The following is a 17,425-nucleotide window of genomic DNA, read 5'->3' on the forward strand; positions in this document are numbered from 1 at the left end:
CGCAGGTTGTGCCATGACACGAACCGGGTGATATACTGTGCGGCATGGAATATCGCGACGCATACGACCCCATCCCGCTGGAAGACGTGCACGAAACGCACGGGCCCAACGACGCGGGCATGATGACGCACCAGTTCTACGCGTTCAACACGATCATCACCCTGCAAGCCTACGCCGATGCCGCGCAGTGCGCCCCCGCGTTCGACGCGGCCCGCGGCGCGAGTCGCGCGTTCGAGCGGCGGCTTTCGCGCACGCTGCCGCACTCCGACATCTCGCGGCTGAACGCGGCTGCAGGCAAGCGCGTGGCCGTCCACGACGACACGGCCGAGCTGCTGCGCGCGGCCATCGGGTACTGCGCCGACAGCGAGGGCCTGTTCGACGTCACCGTGGGCTCGGCGGTGCGGCTGTGGAACTTCCACGAGGGCACGGTGCCCGAGCGCGCCGACGTGGAGCGCGCGCTGACGCACGTGGATTGGCGCGCGCTGCGCGTAAGCGAGGCCGGAGAGCCCGGCGGGTCCTGGGCGCAGCTGGCCGACCCGCAGGCGGCCGTGGATGTAGGCGGCATCGCGAAGGGATGGATCGCCGACCGGCTTTCCGCGGTGCTAGCCGAGCACGGGCTGGACTCGTTCGTGGTGAACCTGGGCGGCAACGTGATGGCGCACGGGCAGAAGCCAGACGGCAGCCCATGGCGCGTAGGCTTGCAGGATCCGCGCGACAAGGGCTCCATCGTGGGCGCCGTGACCGTGCGCGACGCCTCGGCCGTGACCAGCGGCGTGTACGAGCGCTGCTTCGAGCGAGATGGCGTGTTCTACCACCACATCCTCGACCCGAAGACGGGCTTCCCCGTCGAGACGGATGCCGCGGGAGCCACCGTGGTGGCGCGCCGTTCGATCGATGCGGAGGGCTACTCGACCACCCTGCTGGCATTGGGGATCGAACGCGGCCTGGCGTTCGCCCGCGAGCGCGATGCGATCCTGGGCGCGTATTTCGTGGACCGGGACGGCAAGGTGGCAGGGATCGCCTAGCCCTGCGCGATCAGGTCCAAGATCTCCTGCTTCGAATGGACGTCGAGCTTCGCGTAGATGTGCTTCGAGTGGGACCGCACGGTGTTCTCGCTGATGAACAGGCTTTCTGCAATATAGCTTTTCGAGCGGCCCTTGCACAACAGCTGCAGCACCTCCACTTCGCGCGCGGTGAGGCCCCGCTGGGACCCCAAGCGCTCGCAGCCCTCGTCGATGCTCGCGAACATGGAGCGTTCGGGCGCGGGGCCTTCCAAATCGGCGAAGATGCGGCGCTGCGAGAAGTTCGCCTCGTTGAGCGCGAACACCGCGGCGATGGTCAGCAGGTAGGCCAACGCCAACAGCACCGCGGATCCCGCGCCGTGCAGCCCTTCCGCTTTGCCCGCCAGCTCGCCCAACGCGAACGGCAGCGAGTAGGCGATCCAGCCCGAGCCGAAGATGACGTAAGGCGACGTGCGCGAATGATGCGCCACGTCGGCCAGCATCGTCCAGAACAGCATGACCACGAGCGTCTGCGCGATGGAGATGAGCACGAGCGCCCAGCCCGCCCACGCCGAGCCGATGACGGGCAGGAAGAACAGCCCCGTGGCCGTGAACAGCAGGATCGCGCGCCACAGGCTGGAAAAGCGCAGCAGGCCGCCCTTCGCGAACACCCACCACAGCACGCACAGAGCCACCGCGATCTCGGCCCCGTGGTGCGCGGACGTCATCATCCAGAACGGGGTGTAGTCGGCTTGGATGGGCATGCCCTGGATCACGCCGATGATCAGGCTGTACGCAGCTACGCCGAACAGGATCTTCCACGGGATGGACATGGGGTTCTGGTCGTAGAACATCCGCGGCTCGCGCTCCGTCGGCGGCTGCTTGCGTTGCGCGCGGCGCGCCAGCGCGGCCGAGGCGAACGGCAGCGCCATGAGCACGACGGCCGCCGGAACGGGCGGCAGCAGGTCGATGGGCACCTTGAGCGCGGAGCCTACGGCCATGGCGCAGAAGATGCACGCGATGGCCTCGCGAACGTCGAGCTTCGCGTAGAACGGCGCCCATTGCAGGTACAGCCATGCCACGCCGATGCCCGCCGCCACCGCGGCCGCCGTGGCGCTGGCGGCCCCCGTCAGGGGCAACGGCACCACCAGCAGCAGGGTCGCAGCCGCCTGCAACGCGGCCAGCGGCCAATCCAGCTTGGGCGCCACGCGCTGCGCCTTGCCCTTCCAGGCCAGCAGCATCACCGCCAGCATGAACGCCGACAGCGCGATGTACAGCGGGATGCCGATGACCACGCCGCCGAAGTCGAGCCCCGCGCGGTGCGCCACGCAGTATATCCAAACATGCGGTGCGCAGATGCCCAGGTACGACACGTCGAAATGCCGCAGCACGTACGGCAAACGCACGCCTTCCTTTGCCCGATCTTGCGCCACGGTCCCTCCTCTTGCGTCGATCCCCGACCCGCTTTCCACCCCGCTATTCTATACGCTGACCTCGCTGCACGACAGAAGAAACAAGGCCGGAAACGCAAAACGGGTGCCGCGCTTGCGACACCCGTCGGTTTGCCGGAACCAGCCCTGAGCCGTTAGGACAGGACCTTCTCCTCTTCCTGCTCGTCCATAAGATCCGCGGCGGGCGCACCGTCGGCCGACTCGGGCACGAAGGGCTCGAACAGCGGCTCGCCGTTCTGGGACAGCTCCACCATGCCCGTCAGCACGTCGACGTACTGGTAGGACTGGCGGGAGGTGCGGCCGCGCTTGCGATCCACCTCGAGGATGAACAGCTGCGGGTGCACCTGCATGAGAACGCCTTCGCTCTCGACGATTTTCGACCGACCCATATTGGCCCGAACTTTCAGGCGTTGACCTACGAAGTCGTGTAACGTATCATGAATGGAGTCGACGATTTTGGCTTGTTTCGCTAAATCCATGCTCACTCTTTCTCGCGTATGCCAGTGTGCAGAAATGACAGCCTCAAATTATACCACCTGAGTCAATACTCTACAGAATCTGCACGGATTGTCCCCAAGTCCATAACAATTCAAACCTCGCGCCTCGTCACGTGAAACCCCCGTGGAAGCGGGCGCCGTGCGAGCGCTGCCGTCCGCGGAGGCTTCGAGCTCCTCACGGACGCACATGCTAGAATGGCCGCGAACATAGTGCGAAAGGATCCACGTGAGCTCGAAGAAAGACAAGAAGAAGAAACCGGACAAGAAGAAGGCGGAAGCGAAAAAGACGGCATCGGTGCTCGACGGACGCGTGTGCCCCTGCTGCAAGAAGCACTGCCCGCTTGCGAAGCCCAAGTGCAGCAAAGGCAAGGCCGTGCGCGCCAAAGCGCTGAAGGACGCCTAGCCCGCGACCGAGACTCGCGAAGGCGCACCGCCCCGTTCGGTCCACGGGTGCACCGATTCGCACGGTTCCGCTGTTAAACCAATATTGACATAGCCGGGCCGGGCCGTCCCGCGAGGACTCGCCGGCGGCTCGGAGGCCCTCTTCGGCCGTCGGCCGGGCGCCCGTCCCGCTCGATCGCCGGCTCCCCGACAGAGGAGGCGGCGCACGGCGGCGCATGTCAATATTGGTTTAACAGCGGACGCACGGCGATGTGCAGCAAAAACGAGGTTTTGGCAGTCGGAACCTCATTCGGCCGTCGCGGGAAGCTCTTTTGCGGGCAGCGCGACGAAGAAACCCCAGGTCGCGTTTCGCTCTATGCGCCGGCGAGGTGGCTCGCGCTGCCAAAACCTCGTTTTTGCTGCACATCGCCCGCGGATTTGCGACGCGAGGGGGGCCGCGAGCTGCTCGGCGGCAAGCCCCTCGGCAGACGAGCCCTCTTCAGCGACCGAACCGTTCAAGCGATCTGCTGGAAGGCGCAGCCGAGGCGGACGAACTCGGGGAGGTCGAGGGTCTCGCCGCGGAGGCGGGGATCGATGCCGGCGCGCTCGAACAACTGCGGGAGCCGGGCGATGACGGCGGCCCCTTGCGGGCCTCGTCCGGCGAAGTAGGTTTTGCAGGAGTTCGACAGCGTTTTGCGGCGCGTGGCGAACGCGGCCTCGGCCATGGTGCAGGCGGCGGCGATCGCATCGGCATCGAGCGGCACGCCTTGGTCGTCGAAGACCGGGCGGCGGTTCAGGCGCAGCACGGCGCTCTCCACCCGCGGCGGCGGGAAGAAGTTGCCCGGCCCTACGGCGAAGCGCCCGGCCGGCTCGGCGTACAGGCGCAGCTTCACCGTGTAGGCGCCGTAGTTCTTCGTGCCCGGGCTGGCGGCCATGCGGTCGGCCACTTCCTTCTGCACCATGACGGTGGCGCTTTCCAGCGACGCGAACCGCTCGAAGTAGTCGAGCACCACGGTGGCGGCCACGGCGTAGGGCAGGTTCGCCACCAGCTTGTTGGGTAAAAGCCTCATGGGTCCAGCTACGTCAGCGAGGGTTTCCGTGGTGCCCGAGATCGTGGGGAGGGCGAAGGCGCTGCGTACTTCGGTACGCGAGCCTTGGGCCTCGCCGCGAGATCGGGCACCACGGGAAGCCGCAGCGTCGAGTGGTTCCGCTGATTGGAAATCAGCGGAACATAAATCAAGCGCGTCTTTGTTGAGCAGGGCGAATCGGTCGGCCCAGGGGGACAGCGTCTCGGCCAGCACGGCGGGCAGGTCGGGGTCGCGCTCCACCGACAGCACGCGTCCGACGCTCTTCAGCAGCGCGACGGTGAGCGTGCCGATGCCCGGCCCCACCTCCAGCACGTAATCGTCGGGCACAAGATCGGCCAGGGCGACGATTTTCTGCAAGATGGCGTCGTTGATGAGGAAGTTCTGGCCGAGCGAGTACTTGGTCGAAAGCCCGTGCGCTTCCAGGACGGCACGCGTCTCGGACACGCTGGCCAGCGGCGACAGCTTCGTCATCAGACCTGCCCCACCGCGCGTGGAAACGTGCCTTCGGGACCAGTGCACGTGTAGGCCGAAGCCGGATGTACGCGGCCGCCCTCCAGCACGTCGGAGCCCGAAGGGAGCGCGCCGTCCGCGCTGACGAGGCCCACCCAGTCGTGCACGGATTCCAGCGCGAAGCCCGCCACGGCCAACGCCGAGCGCGCCTCGCCCACAAGCGGGCCGAACCCGTGCGGGTCGCCCCCCTCGCCCACCACGTACAGGCTTGCCGGTCGCTTCGGCTTGGCGCGCCAGTTGGCGTAGAAGTACGGCTGCAGGCGGTCGAGGAACGCCTTGAGCTGGGACGGCGCGCCCGCGAAGTACACCGGCGACACCACCGTCAGCTGATCGCAAGCGTTCAGCATCTCGCGCACGCGCAGCATGTCGTCCGAGATGATGCAGTACAGCTCGTTGCGCCCTGTGGTGCGCGCGCACGTCTCGCATCCCGTGCAGGGCGAGATGCGCACGTCCGCGAGCGACACGAGCCGCACGTCGTCGTCGGCGCAGGCGTCCTCGAACGCGAAGCGCACGGCCTCCGCGACGCCCGCGCTGCGCCCCCGCGCCCGAGGGGAACCGCTGATGATGAGTCGCTTCACAAGCGTCACGCTCCTTTGTTCTTCTGCCAAGCGGTGGCCGGGCGATCCAGCAGTTCGCGCGCATTGTCCATGAGCCGAGCGAGGAACTCCTCGCGCTGGGCCCCGGGCGCCCGCCCGCACGCCTCGGCCAGCCGTTCCGCCGTGAACAGCACGTGGTCGGGCAGGCAGGTCATGCCGCGCATGGGCTCGGGCGTCATGTACGGCGCATCCGTCTCGGTGAGCAGGCGGTTCACCGGCACGCGGGCCGCGGCCTCGCGCGTGTCGTCGGCGTTCTTGAACGTGAGCGCCCCGCCGAAGGCCACGTAGCACCCTTCCTCGACCCACGGCTCCAGCGTGGCCCAGTCCAGGTTGAAGCAGTGCAACAGCGTGCCCGCCTCGGGGAAGCCCTCTTCGCGCATGATGGCCAGCGCCTCGTCATGCGCCTCGCGCAGGTGCAGCGCGACAGGCAGCCCCGCTTCCTTCGCCAGGCGGAGCTGGCGGCGAAACGCCTCGCGCTGGTCGTCGCGCGGCGAGAAATGGTAGTGGTAGTCCAGGCCGATCTCACCGAGCGCGGCCACGCGCGGGTCCTTGAGCATGCGCCGCAGGTCGGCCTCCAGGCCGTTGTCGTAGAACTTCGCGTTGTGGGGATGGCACCCGACGGCGATCCGAACCCGCGGCACGCGCGGGAAGGGATCGCTTCAAGTCCAGCCGACGAAGCGCTTGGCGGCCGCGGCGGCCTCGAACCGCCACGAGTTCAGCCGGTCGAACGTGGCGGTTCCGTCTTCGAACGCGTCCACGATGGTGCAGACGAACTCGACCTTATGAGCCGCGCAACGCGCGAGCGCGTACGACGGATCGGGCAGAAGCTGCAGGTGGGCATGCGTGTCGGCCACCGACCCCTCGAGCTGGGGAGCGTCCACCACGCGGTAACGGCCGTGCTTGCGCTTCTGCCGGAACTGCGGATCGTCGAAGACGGGTTCCGCGCTCTGTTCGTCGACCATGGTCGCGTCCTTTCTTGCTCGCAGGTTGTTCGAGTCGTCGCCGGTCCAACAAAGCCAGCGAGGGGCGTCCTCGGATGCGAGATTCGCGGGATCGCGGAGGCGAAGCGTACCGCGGTACGCGAGGCTCCGGGATCGCACGAAGATCGCTTGCGAGGACGCGCCGCAGCGTCGGCCGTTCCGCCGGCCGGCAGGCCGGCGGAACCGTTCTACTCCATGCTCAGGTCGATGGCGTCCATGTCCAGGCGCGGGAACAGGGGGTCGCCGATTTCCACCGGGTTGCCGGCGGGCAGCTGGCCCCAGGCCGTCGCGGCCTCGATGTCGGTCACGGCCTCGATGTCGCCCAGCGACAGGCGACGGAACACCTCGGCCGACGTGTTCGGCATGAACGGCGCCATGTACAGCGCGATGATGCGGATGGCCTCGAGCGCGTTGTAGATGACCTCGGCCAGCTCGCCGGCGGTCTCCTCGCTCTTCGCGAGGTTCCACGGGGCGCTCTCCTCCACGTAGAGGTTCACGCGGCCGGCCAGCTTCTGCACGGCGGCCGCGGCGGCCGTGAAGTCGACGGCGCCCAGGGCGGCGTCGTACTCGGCGTACAGCTCGTCCGAGATGGCGCGCAGCGGGTTCTCCTTCGCGAGAACCCCGGCGGACACCTCCGGAACCTGGCCGTCGAAGTACTTCTTCGTCATGTTGAACACGCGGCTGCACAGGTTGCCCCAGGTGTTCGCCAAATCGGCGTTGTAGACCTGCACCATGCGCTCCATGGAGATGGAGCCGTCGGCGCCGAACTGCACGTCGCTCATGAAGTAGTAGCGGTACGCGTCCACGCCGAACACCTTGCAGAGGTCCGCGGGCTTCAGCGCGTTGCCCTTCGACTTCGACATCTTCTCGCCCTTGGTGAGCAGGAAGCCGTGGCCGAACACCGTGTGCGTGATGGGCAGCCCGGCCGCCATCAGCATGGCGGGCCAGATGACGCAGTGAAAACGCGTGATGTCTTTGCCCACGAAGTGGTACTGCATGGGCCAGCGGGCGTCGAACTCGCCGGCGCGCTCGCCCTCGTCGCCGTAGCCGATGCCGGTGAGGTAGGCCAGCAGCGCGTCGGCCCACACGTAGGCCACGTGACCCTCGTCGAACGGCAGCGGCACGCCCCAGTCGAACGTGCTGCGCGAGATGGACAGATCCTTCAGACCGCTCTTCACGAACGACACGATCTCGTTCTTGCGCGTCTCGGGACGGATGAAGTCGGGGTTCTCCTCGTAGAACGCCAGCAGCTTGTCGCCGAACTCGGACAGCTTGAAGAACCAGTTCTCCTCGCCGCCCGCCTTCTGCACGGGGCGCTTGCAGTCGGGGCACACCAATTCGCCCTCGTCGTTCTTCTCGAGGTCGCTCTCGGCGTAGTAGGTTTCCTCGTGCACGCAGTACCAGCCTTCGTAGCTGCCCTTGTAGCACCAGCCCTTGTCGTAGAGGTCCTGCCAGAACTTCTGCACGGTAACGGCGTGGCGCGGCTCGGTGGTGCGCACGAAGTCGGTGTAGGTGATGCCCAGCATATCCCATGCGTCGCGGAATGCGGGCTCCATGGAATCGCACCAATCCTGCGGGGTCATACCCTTGTCGGCAGCGGTGTCGGCCACCTTCTGGCCGTGCTCGTCCATGCCCGTCACGAACGCCACGTCGTAGCCGTTCATGCGCTGGTAGCGCGCCACGGTGTCGGCGGCGATGGTGGTGTACGCGGTGCCGAGGTGCGGGGCCGCGTTGACGTAGTAGATGGGGGTGGTGAACGAGTAGGTTCCCTTTGACATGGTGCTTCCTCACATTTCGGGGCCGCGCGGCGCATGATGCCTCGTCAGCCGGCTTTCGAGCGCCGCCGCTCATGATGCGGCGCGCTTGGACGACGCGCGCCAACCAGCATTCGTTCGCCAGTTGGCAAGCAACTGGATATTCTAGCACGAGGAAACGCTTCGACCCCTCGTCCCCGCAGATCGCACGCGAATGTTTCACGCCCGCGATGCAAAGGAATCCCGAACCTTGCCGCAACGTGCCCCAAACCTTAAGAAATGCTTACAGCACGCTTAAGTTTCACTTGCGTTGCGCCAGCACCGGTAACCGCGGCGGCACGACACCGTATACTGGCCGAAACGAAGGAAGCACTCACCGATGGCGAAGGAGGACCGATGCAGACGAACCCCGCGCGACGCTTCGCGTCGGCTGTCGCTTCCCTGCTCGGCTGCCTCCTTCTCATCGCGCTGTTCATGGTACAGCTCCGGTACACGGGCTACGAATCGGGGCTCGTTCCCGTCGCGCACGCCAATGGAAACGCGGTCGTCGCGCACGTCCCCGCTTCCCCGCGCACCACCGTCACCGCCGAATACTGCAGCGAGGTGGTGGCCGCCCTCGACCCAAACAACCCGTCAGGACGAACATCCACGCAGCTGACGTTCGACGACTCCTGGTTCTTCCACGACGCCCGCACCTACCAGCACGATCTGGCCACGGCCTGTTCCGTGTTGGCGGCGGTGTGCAATTCCGAATCCCAGTACTACGACGGCGTGGCCGGTTCGCTGCCCTACGCCGAGCGGACGCTTGGCGCGCTGGGATTCCACGACGTGCGCACCGAGTCGTACGCGATGCGCAGCAGCGTCCTCGACGAGGTCAGCTCACTGTTGGTGGGATCGAGCGACGTGGCCGCGTACACGTTGGCCAGCAAGACCATCGCTTCGGACGGCGACGGGAAGCCCGTCACGCTTCTGTTCGTGGGCATCCGCGGCACGTACGGCGCAGAGTGGCTCAGCAACTTCAACTTCCTGGGCGCCGGCTCCGACGATGCCGACCACCGCGGGTTCAAAGCGGCCGAGGAAGAGGTCGAGAAAGCAGTGCGCTCCTACGCGAGCGATCTGGGCATCGACCCCGCTCACACGCGCATTCTCATCACAGGGCACAGCCGCGGCGGGGCCATCGCGAACCTGCTGGCCGCCGACCTCGGCGACCCGGACGACGACGCGTCGGCGCTGGCGCCCTCGTCCGGCATCTACGCTTACACGTTCGCCGCCCCGTGCGCCACGCGCGCTGACGACCGGCACGATCCGAGGTTCGGCAACATCTTCAACGTGGTGAACGAGGCGGACATCGTCACGCAGCTGCCGCTTTCCTCCTGGGGTTTCGGACGCTACGGCTCCACCATCACGCTGCCCAGCACCGTAAGCGTCGACTTCGACGATTCGTACGCCATCGTGCAGACCGCCTACCAGCGCAACACCGGCTACGCGTTAGGATGCGACGAGGACGACTTCGCCACGCTGAGCACGTTCGGCTCCACGGCATCCACCCGCGTGCCCACGCTCGACGCGCTGGTCAGCCCATTGGGCATCGTCGGTGCCGTGCAGTCGCTCCTCGGCCTCGACCTTTCGGCCGCGCTGACCGCCCACTACCCCGACACGTACATCGCCTGGATGCAGGCCGGCGCGGCCGATCAGCCGGCTTCGGCCTGATTGAGGGCACGGAGCGCCGCGAGCGAGGGCAACGGTCGACGTTCCGTAGATTGCGCGCCCGGACGGCATGCGGTACCGTGGACGACGAGGTGATACGCATGCAAACCGACCGACGCAAGGAATTGCGAGACGCATACAAGAGCCGCCGCCCCGACATGGGCGTGGTTGAACTGCGCTGCACTGCCACGGGCCAGCACTTTCTGGGCATCACGCGCGACGCGGCGAAGGAGCTCAACAGCCTGCGGGCGAAGCTGAACGGAGGCGGGCACCCGAACCGTCCGCTGCAGCAGCTGTGGAGCGAGCACGGCGAGAACGGCTTCGACTTTCACGTGGCGGACACGCTGGAGTACGAGAACCCCGAAGACGTCTCGGCCGACGACCTGCAAGCCCTACGCGACCTGCTGCTGGCCGAAGACCCCGAAGCCTGCAAGATCTGGAAGTGAGCCAGGCGCGTCCGTCGATCCTAGACGCGCCCTTGCACGCGCCTCACTCGAAGTAGAACAGATCCTCGAACTTCTTGTCGAGCGCGATGCAGAGGACGAGGGCCAGCTTTGCCGTAGGGTTGAACAGGCCCGTCTCGATGGACGAGATGGTCTGGCGCGAGACGCCCACGAGCCCCGCGAGCTCTGCCTGCGAAAGCCCCGCCTCGGCGCGCGCCGCCTTCAGCCGGTTGCAGAGTTCGAGCTCGCCGTCGTTGTCATGCACATCGTCGAATCCGAGAGACGGTAGCTTGATCATGAAGTGCCCCTACATCGTCGCGAATATATGGTGGACGACGACGCTGATGACCGCGACCGTCACCAAAACGCCCGCACCCAACGCGGTTTTGTAACGAAACTGGTAGAACTGGTAGAAGTTCATGGCGGCTATGCCCGACATGACAATGGCGAACGACACATCCGTGCTCTGACCATGAAGCGAATCCCACAAGAACAACAACGCCCATACCACCATCATCACGGAGAGCATAAGGTAGCTCGCACGCCATTGCATCAGCTTGAACCGCTCGTCCATTCCGTCGTTGTCCCGACGGCTCTTCTCCAGAATCTCGTCCTTGTTCATGGCTGCCTCCTTCTGCATCGCCCGTTCGCTTCCGGATGTTTCACGTGAAACATTTGTACTCATGCCTCACCAAGCACGCAAAAAGCTTCTCGGTGGCGAAAAACCTCCGAATTCGGAAGTTTGAATCCCTGATCGCAGCGATACGCGGCTACCCACTCTGCAAAATACCTGGTCGCGAGCCGACATCCTCAATCACGTTGGACTTGCCACCGAATCGGACCGCGCTCACCTTCCGAATTCGATTGCTTTTTGCCAACTGGGCATCCTCGTACGGCATCCCAAGGTTTTCATTGGTTCATTCTGCCAAGTTTTCTTATCACAATGTCAAGTATACTTATCACGAAGAGGAAATGCAAGGCAAGCGTTGCAGATCCGGAACCGCGCATGGCACTCTTTTGCTACCATGCTCGTCATGGAAACGAACGAACCCACACCCACGACGGAAGCGGCCGAAAGCGGCACGCCCGTCGCCGCGCGCCGCAAGCCGCGCAAGCTCGTCGTCGCGCTGACGGCCCTCGCCATCCTGCTGTGCGTGCTGGCAGCCGCGTTCTTCGCGTACGCGAGCGACTCGTACCACGACCTCGACGCGAACCATCGCAACCTCGTGTCGACCGAGACGCTGCCCGTTCAGCAGGGAGACAACTACCTTGCGTTCGGCGACCCGAACGCAGCCGTCGGCCTCGTGTTCTACCCCGGCGCGAAGGTGGAATACAGCGCGTACGCGCCGCTCATGCGCGATCTGGCCGAGCGCGGCTACCTGGCCGTAGTGGTCCAGATGCCGTTCAACTTCGCGTTCTTCGACATCAACGCAGCCGACCGCGTGCGCGCGGACTTCCCCGACGTGGGCACCTGGTGGGTGGGCGGCCACTCGCTGGGCGGCTCGATGGCGGCGCAGTACGCGGTCGACCATGCCGGCGACGGCACGCTCGACGGCCTCGTGCTGTTGGGATCCTACTCCGCCAGCGACCTGTCGAGCACGAACCTGGGCGCCATCTCCCTGTACGGCTCGAACGACCAGATGCTCAACCGCGCCAAGCTCGAGGACAACGCCGACCTGCTGCCCAAGGGAGCCGAAACCGTGGAGATCGAAGGCGGCAACCATGCCGGCTTCGGCGCCTACGGCCCGCAAAGCGGCGATGGCGAAGCCAGCATCACCCCCGCGGAACAGCAGAGCCAAACCGCCGACGCCATCGACCGCTACATCAGGGCCCGCTACGCCGAGCCGTCCCTGGCAGCCGCAGCATAGCGCGAACCACGCTCAGCCGAGCCGCCTCTAGCGCGTTTTCCGCTGCGGGCGCGGCAGAAACGCCATGCCCACGACGAAGCCCACGACGATGACGGCCGCCTGCACTTCGAAGCTTAAAGCGAAACCGCCGACGTCGATGCCTAGCTCGTTGGAAGATGCGAGCGCCATAACCGTGATAAGCGCCGACGACGAGAGCGCACCGAAGATCTGGCGAAACGACGTGATGATGGCCGTGCCTTGCGCGATGTCTTCAAGAGACAGCGCCGCGCAAGCGTGAGCGGTCATCGGCATCATGAGGCATGCGACCCCCACCGTGCGCACGCCGTACAACACGGTTATCGCCCACTCGGGCGTACCCGCGTCGCACGCCGCGAACGCCAGCGTGCCCGCAGCCAGCACCGCGCATCCCACCGCAACGAGCGGCCTTGGACCGTAACGGTCGAGCAGGCGTCCCGTCACCGGGTTCAAGAACCCTAGCAGCACCGCGCCCGGCAGGATAGTCAGCCCCGACACCGTGGCGCTGCCGCCCTGCACGTCCTGTACGAACAACGGCACCATGATGGAACCGACCATGAACGCCATCTGGGACATCATCACCAGCACAGTGGCTATCGCGAACGTGCGGTTGCGAAAGCACGACAGTTTGAGCAGCGACTGCTCGATGCGCGCCTGGCGCCTCGCGAACACGAAGAGCGCAAGCGCGCCGCCTGCGAGCGCCGCCAAAGACACAGGATCGAACGCAGCGTCCGACTCCATAACCGTGGTCCCCAGCATGATGCCGCAGAAGCCAAGCGTGTACAAAAGCCCCGAAGGCACGTCGAACCGCTCGCGCGACCCTTCGCGCTTCACCACGTCGGACAGCACGAATAACGACAGCACCACAACCACCGCCGACACCGCGCCCAAGATGACGAACACCGAGCGCCAACCCCAGAAGTCGATGAGGAAGCCGGATACGGTGGGCCCGATGGCCGGCGCGAAGCCGATGATGAGGCCCACCAGACCCATCGCACGGCCGTACTCGCTTTTGGGGTACACTGACAGCGCCACCACCTGGATAAGCGGCAGCGCGATGCCCGCGCCGCCGGCTTGCAGCAGGCGCGATGCCAACAGCAGCGGATAATTCGGTGCGACGAGCGCGGCCGCGCAACCTGCGACGAAGCACACCATGGCTGCGATGAACAGCTTCTTCGAATCAACGCGATGCACCAGATAGGCGGTCATAGCCGAGATGAGGCCAAGCGTGAAGATGTAGGACGTGGTGAGAAGCTGGCCGAGCGAGGCGCTCACGGAGTACTCGTGCATGATGGTGGGAAGCGCGGCTATCATCATGCTCTGCGAGATGCACGCGGCGGTGGTGCCCGACATCATGACCGCAAGCACGATGGTGCGCTGTCTCTTCGGCAAGCCGTCGGATACCCCTTGCGCGGTATCACCCGCGCTGCCATAGTTCCGTTCTCGCTCTATCGCCTGTGCGCTTTCCATAGTTCCATGATAGCAGCGTGCGCAAGCGGTTTGCGAAGGATGCACACATTCCGCGATCAGGCCTGGGCAAGGCCAGTCGCGCCCGCGCCCTGGACGCTCGCCCGCGCCCGACGGTGACCGCCGTGCCGGACGCTCGCCTGCGCCCGACGGAACCTCACCGTGCCGGACGCTCGCCCGCAGCTGCGAGGCCGACCTGGGCGCAAAACACCCCCACCGTTCCGTTTTTACCGCGGAAGCCCGAACGTCCCGTCAAGCGGCCCGCCGGCCACGCGCAGAAGGGCATCGGGAACGCGCTCGGACGAACGCAGGGCACGACCTGCGGCTTTCATACGGTGCACGCGGGCGTATCGAGATCGACCCGCGCATTCCGAGCCGGCGCGTAATGCGCGCCGCGCACGGACGCGACCCGCGCCCTTCGGGGTGGCGCTCAGCACTCGGTGCTCGCCACGCTTGGGCGCCTACGGGCGCGGCGCTACCAAGGCCCTAGCGCAGCTTCGCGCGCCGATCTCGCCAGTCGGGCATGAAGGCGTCCATGAGCGCTTTGAAGCGGGAGCCGTGGCCGCGTTCCAGCAGGTGGCACAGCTCGTGCACCACCACGTACTCCAAGCACTCGGGCGGATAGAGCGCCAAACGCACGTTGATGCAGATGCGGCCCGTGGCGGGTTGGCAGCTGCCCCAGCGGCTGGTCATGTTGCGGTACGCCAGCTTGCCCGCCTTCACGCCCATGATAGGCTCCCACGCCTCCACCAGCGCGGGCACGCACGCCTCCACCACGGCGCGCCACGCCGCCACCTCCTCGGGCCCCGCCTCGGCCGCCACGGCGGCGGGCGAGGCGGCAACCTGCGCGAGCTTCGCGTCGATCCACGGGCGCTTCTCGCGGACGAACCTCTCGATGTCGCGATCGCGCACGTACGCCGGCGCCGACACCTCTACGAACCCGCCGCCGCGATGCACGCGCAGGTTGAGGTTCTTGATGCGCTTGCGTGTGAGCCGCACGACCAGGCCGTCCACCACGAGTTCGACGGGCTCGACGGGCGCAACGGGACGCGAGGCCGAAGCCCGCCCCCGCGCCGCACGCTGCCGCGGGCTCACGCGACCACCTCCCGATCGCGCCGGCGCGGCCCGTGCACGAACCGCACGAGAAGCACGGCGGTCAGCGCGAACGTGGCCGCCTCGGCCGCGGGGAACGTGGCCCACACGCCCGCCATGCCGAACAGCGCCGCCAGCACGGCCGCGAACGCGAGCATGGCCGGAAGACCGCGCACGATGGAGATAGCCAGGCCATACGCCGGCTTCTCCACCGCGCTGAAGAACGCCGCCGCCACGATGTTCGCCCCCGCGAAGAAGTACCCGAGGAAGTACACGCGCATGCCGTCCACGGCAAGCGCCGTGAGCTGCGGATCGTTGTCTCGATTGAACGCGAGCGCAAGCGGCTCGGCGGCGAGCGCCACCGCAGCGTACGTCGTCGTCGCGATGACGAGAGCCGTCAGCAGCGCCAGGCGCAGCACCGCGCGCACGTCGCGGTCGCTGCCACGCGCGTACGCGTTGCTGGCCAGCGGCTGGATGCCCTGCGCGATGCCCACGAACAGGGCGCTCGCCACGAACGCGAAGTTCGCGACCACCCCGTAGGCCGCCACGCCGATGGTTCCCTCGAACGCAAGGATCACCAAGTTCAGCACCAGCAAAACCAGCCCGCCCGACAGCTCTACCACGAACGACGAGAACCCGAGCGCCGCGATATGCCCCACGAGCCGCGCGCGCAGATGCAAGCGCACCGGCCGAAACGTGTTGCGCTTCCTGAGGAAATGGATCAACAGCACCGCCATGCTCATGAGCGGAGCAAACCCCGTGGCGAACGCCGCGCCGAACATGCCCCACCCGAACCCGAATATGAACAACGCGTCGAGCGCGATGTTCCCGAAGCTTCCCACCAGCATGGCGACCATGGCCAGCTGCGGGCTACTGTCGTTGCGCACGAACGGCAGCAGCACGTTGTTCAACAAGAACAGCGGCGCGAACGCGAAGATGGTGCGCAGGTACGTCACGGTCAGCGGAAGCGTGGCCTCGTCCGCTCCCAAAAGCGACGCCAACGGCGTCGCGAACGCCTCCACGACCGCAAGCAGCACCGCGGCCGCGCAGCCCGCCATGACGAGCGCCGTGGTGAACACCCGGTTCGCCCCCGTGCGGTCGCCCCTCGCCGAGCACACCTGGAACTCGGTTGCCGCGCCGATGCCCAGCATGAGGCCCGTAGCCTGCAGCACCGTGTACAGCACGATGGAGAAGTTAAGCGCCGCGAGGCCGTCCGACCCCACCCCGTTCGCAATGAAGAACGTGTCGGCCAGTATGTACACCGACACGCCTACCATGCCCAGCACGTTGAACGACACGTACCGCGCGAACGGACGCGCCATCGACGACGAGCCGGCCATGCCGGCACCGCGTGCCATCGCGCGCCGCCTCACGCCTCGAGCGAGATGTCGTATGCCGCGTTGCGCGCGATGCCGAACTCTTCGGCTATCGCGCGGGCGACGTCCTTGCTGCGCACGCCGGCGGCCTTCAGCTCGGCGGCGCGGGCGCGGGCTGCGACTTCGGCGTCCTGCTCGGCGGCGGCGTCCTCGGCCTCGCTCGGACCGTCGATCACCAGCACGATCTCGCCCTTGATGCCCGCGCCCTCCCGCTCGCGCGCGGCGAACGCGTCGCGCACCTCGGGCAGCGGGCCCCGCACCACTTCCTCGTGCAGCTTCGTCAGCTCGCGGCACACGGCGATCTCGCGGTGCGGAACCGTTTCCGCCAGCGAGGTCAAGGCCGCCACCAGGCGGTTCGGGCTCTCGTAGAACAGCAGCGCCGCATCGAGCGCGCGCAGGCTCTCCACCACGGCGCGGCGTTCGGCGTCCTTGCGCGGGAAGAAGCCACCGAAATAGAAGCGCGGGTTCGCACTGCCGCTGGCCACGTACGCCGTGGCCACGGCCGTGGCGCCCGGCAGCACCTCCACCGGCACGCCCGCCTCGCGGGCGGCGCGCACGAGGCGCAGCCCCGGATCGGACACGCCCGGCATGCCGGCGTCCGAGCAGTACGCGATCACTTCGCCTGCCGCCACGCGCTCAACCAACGACGACGCGCGCTCGCCGATGAGCGCCTCGTCCAGCCGCTCGATGCGCTTCTCGATGCGGAATGCCGCTAGCAGCTTGCCTGTGACACGCGTGTCCTCGGCGCACACCGCGTCGGCCGACCGCAGCGCCTCGAGCGCGCGCTCGGTCATGTCGCCCAAGTTGCCGATGGGCGTAGGACATATGATGAGCTTGCCGGCCATGTGCTTCCTTCCATTGCTGCGCGCGCCGCGCCGTTCTTCGTTGTCGTCCATTGTCGGGCAAACGGGCAACCTTGGCAAACGCGCAGGATGGAAAGCACGCGAGCAGCCGGGTCGGGTCAGCCCTTTTTGGCGCGGGGATAGGGCGCAAGCCCTTCTCTGGCGCGGAGTGGGATTTGGGACTTAGGTGTCAGCGGCCGCGCCGGTCGCACGCCGCGCCCGCCACGAATCGGCGCGGAACGCGCCCACCCGCTCGCAAGCGCCACCCCGCGCCCAGAAGAGCGGGCCCCACCCGAGGCCACCTTCCCCGCCTCCCCCGCCTCCTCTCCTCTTCCTCCCCTGCCCTCCATACCCGCG

18 protein-coding genes are annotated in these 17,425 nt (G+C 66.7%); 5 read left to right on the forward strand and 13 right to left on the reverse strand.

Annotated elements, in window-relative coordinates:
- The first annotated feature begins 44 nt into the window (after window positions 1–44).
- Window positions 45–1,025, forward strand: a complete 981-nt coding sequence (locus ELEN_RS13300) for an FAD:protein FMN transferase (protein ID WP_015761327.1) — start codon at window positions 45–47, stop codon at window positions 1,023–1,025.
- Here ELEN_RS13300 and ELEN_RS13305 read toward each other — a convergent pair.
- Together ELEN_RS13305 and ELEN_RS13310 are read right to left on the reverse strand one after the other, a co-directional pair.
- The gene (locus ELEN_RS13305) at window positions 1,022–2,434 is read right to left on the reverse strand and encodes a helix-turn-helix transcriptional regulator (RefSeq protein WP_015761328.1); all 1,413 of its coding nucleotides are present in this window, start codon (window positions 2,432–2,434) and stop codon (window positions 1,022–1,024) included. The genes ELEN_RS13300 and ELEN_RS13305 overlap by 4 nt on opposite strands.
- A gap of 152 nt (window positions 2,435–2,586) precedes the next feature.
- Window positions 2,587–2,931 carry a Veg family protein gene (locus tag ELEN_RS13310; protein WP_009306718.1) on the reverse strand — a complete coding sequence of 115 codons (345 nt, stop codon included), beginning with the start codon at window positions 2,929–2,931 and terminating at the stop codon, window positions 2,587–2,589.
- A 244-nt stretch (window positions 2,932–3,175) separates the two neighbouring features.
- On the opposite strand from ELEN_RS13310, the gene ELEN_RS16365 reads away from it, so the two are divergent.
- On the forward strand, window positions 3,176–3,352 hold the full coding sequence (locus ELEN_RS16365; RefSeq protein WP_015761329.1) for a hypothetical protein: 177 nt from the start codon (window positions 3,176–3,178) through the stop codon (window positions 3,350–3,352).
- A 493-nt stretch (window positions 3,353–3,845) separates the two neighbouring features.
- On the opposite strand, the gene ELEN_RS13315 is transcribed toward ELEN_RS16365, so the two are convergent.
- From ELEN_RS13315 to metG, 5 genes are all read right to left on the reverse strand, one after another.
- On the reverse strand, window positions 3,846–4,889 hold the full coding sequence (locus ELEN_RS13315) for a ribosomal RNA small subunit methyltransferase A (protein ID WP_015761330.1): 1,044 nt from the start codon (window positions 4,887–4,889) through the stop codon (window positions 3,846–3,848).
- Complete coding sequence (locus ELEN_RS13320; RefSeq protein ID WP_015761331.1) at window positions 4,889–5,506, reverse strand: flavodoxin family protein; 618 nt, start codon at window positions 5,504–5,506, stop codon at window positions 4,889–4,891. The genes ELEN_RS13315 and ELEN_RS13320 overlap by 1 nt, the downstream gene beginning before the upstream one ends.
- 5 nt (window positions 5,507–5,511) lie before the next feature.
- Window positions 5,512–6,165: a TatD family hydrolase gene (locus ELEN_RS13325; RefSeq protein WP_021409715.1), complete on the reverse strand. Its 654-nt coding sequence runs from the start codon at window positions 6,163–6,165 to the stop codon at window positions 5,512–5,514.
- Between the two features lie 18 nt (window positions 6,166–6,183).
- On the reverse strand, window positions 6,184–6,486 hold the full coding sequence (locus tag ELEN_RS13330; RefSeq protein ID WP_041691671.1) for a hypothetical protein: 303 nt from the start codon (window positions 6,484–6,486) through the stop codon (window positions 6,184–6,186).
- Between the two features lie 206 nt (window positions 6,487–6,692).
- On the reverse strand, window positions 6,693–8,282 hold the full coding sequence (gene metG, locus ELEN_RS13335; RefSeq protein ID WP_015761332.1) for a methionine--tRNA ligase: 1,590 nt from the start codon (window positions 8,280–8,282) through the stop codon (window positions 6,693–6,695).
- Between the two features lie 372 nt (window positions 8,283–8,654).
- Between metG and ELEN_RS13340 the strand changes: the two genes are divergently transcribed.
- Window positions 8,655–9,968: a lipase family protein gene (locus tag ELEN_RS13340; RefSeq protein WP_015761333.1), complete on the forward strand. Its 1,314-nt coding sequence runs from the start codon at window positions 8,655–8,657 to the stop codon at window positions 9,966–9,968.
- A gap of 98 nt (window positions 9,969–10,066) precedes the next feature.
- Window positions 10,067–10,411 carry a GIY-YIG nuclease family protein gene (locus ELEN_RS13345; RefSeq protein ID WP_015761334.1) on the forward strand — a complete coding sequence of 115 codons (345 nt, stop codon included), beginning with the start codon at window positions 10,067–10,069 and terminating at the stop codon, window positions 10,409–10,411.
- 43 nt (window positions 10,412–10,454) lie between these two features.
- Here the strand turns inward: ELEN_RS13345 and ELEN_RS13350 are convergent, their stop codons facing one another.
- Both ELEN_RS13350 and ELEN_RS13355 read right to left on the reverse strand, forming a co-directional pair.
- Entirely contained in the window at window positions 10,455–10,706 is a 252-nt protein-coding gene (locus tag ELEN_RS13350; protein ID WP_009306731.1) for a helix-turn-helix transcriptional regulator, read from the reverse strand.
- Window positions 10,707–10,715: 9 nt separating this feature from the next.
- Entirely contained in the window at window positions 10,716–11,030 is a 315-nt protein-coding gene (locus ELEN_RS13355) for a DUF6442 family protein (protein ID WP_015761335.1), read from the reverse strand.
- A 412-nt stretch (window positions 11,031–11,442) separates the two neighbouring features.
- Here ELEN_RS13355 and ELEN_RS13360 point away from each other — a divergent pair, with 412 nt between their 5' ends.
- Window positions 11,443–12,276 carry an alpha/beta hydrolase gene (locus ELEN_RS13360; RefSeq protein WP_227110058.1) on the forward strand — a complete coding sequence of 278 codons (834 nt, stop codon included), beginning with the start codon at window positions 11,443–11,445 and terminating at the stop codon, window positions 12,274–12,276.
- Window positions 12,277–12,303: 27 nt separating this feature from the next.
- On the opposite strand, the gene ELEN_RS13365 is transcribed toward ELEN_RS13360, so the two are convergent.
- The 4 genes from ELEN_RS13365 to rsmI form a co-directional block, all read right to left on the reverse strand.
- Window positions 12,304–13,683 carry a DHA2 family efflux MFS transporter permease subunit gene (locus ELEN_RS13365; RefSeq protein ID WP_227110056.1) on the reverse strand — a complete coding sequence of 460 codons (1,380 nt, stop codon included), beginning with the start codon at window positions 13,681–13,683 and terminating at the stop codon, window positions 12,304–12,306.
- A 561-nt stretch (window positions 13,684–14,244) separates the two neighbouring features.
- Window positions 14,245–14,853, reverse strand: a complete 609-nt coding sequence (locus ELEN_RS13370) for a M48 family metallopeptidase (RefSeq protein ID WP_009306739.1) — start codon at window positions 14,851–14,853, stop codon at window positions 14,245–14,247.
- Entirely contained in the window at window positions 14,850–16,208 is a 1,359-nt protein-coding gene (locus ELEN_RS13375; protein WP_015761338.1) for an MATE family efflux transporter, read from the reverse strand. Before ELEN_RS13375 ends, ELEN_RS13370 begins: the two co-directional genes overlap by 4 nt.
- Before the next feature lie 11 nt (window positions 16,209–16,219).
- The gene (gene rsmI, locus ELEN_RS13380; protein WP_015761339.1) at window positions 16,220–17,071 is read right to left on the reverse strand and encodes a 16S rRNA (cytidine(1402)-2'-O)-methyltransferase; all 852 of its coding nucleotides are present in this window, start codon (window positions 17,069–17,071) and stop codon (window positions 16,220–16,222) included.
- Window positions 17,072–17,425 lie beyond the last annotated feature (354 nt).

The sequence above is a fragment of the Eggerthella lenta DSM 2243 genome (genome assembly GCF_000024265.1).
Classification (GTDB): Bacteria; Actinomycetota; Coriobacteriia; order Coriobacteriales; family Eggerthellaceae; genus Eggerthella; species Eggerthella lenta.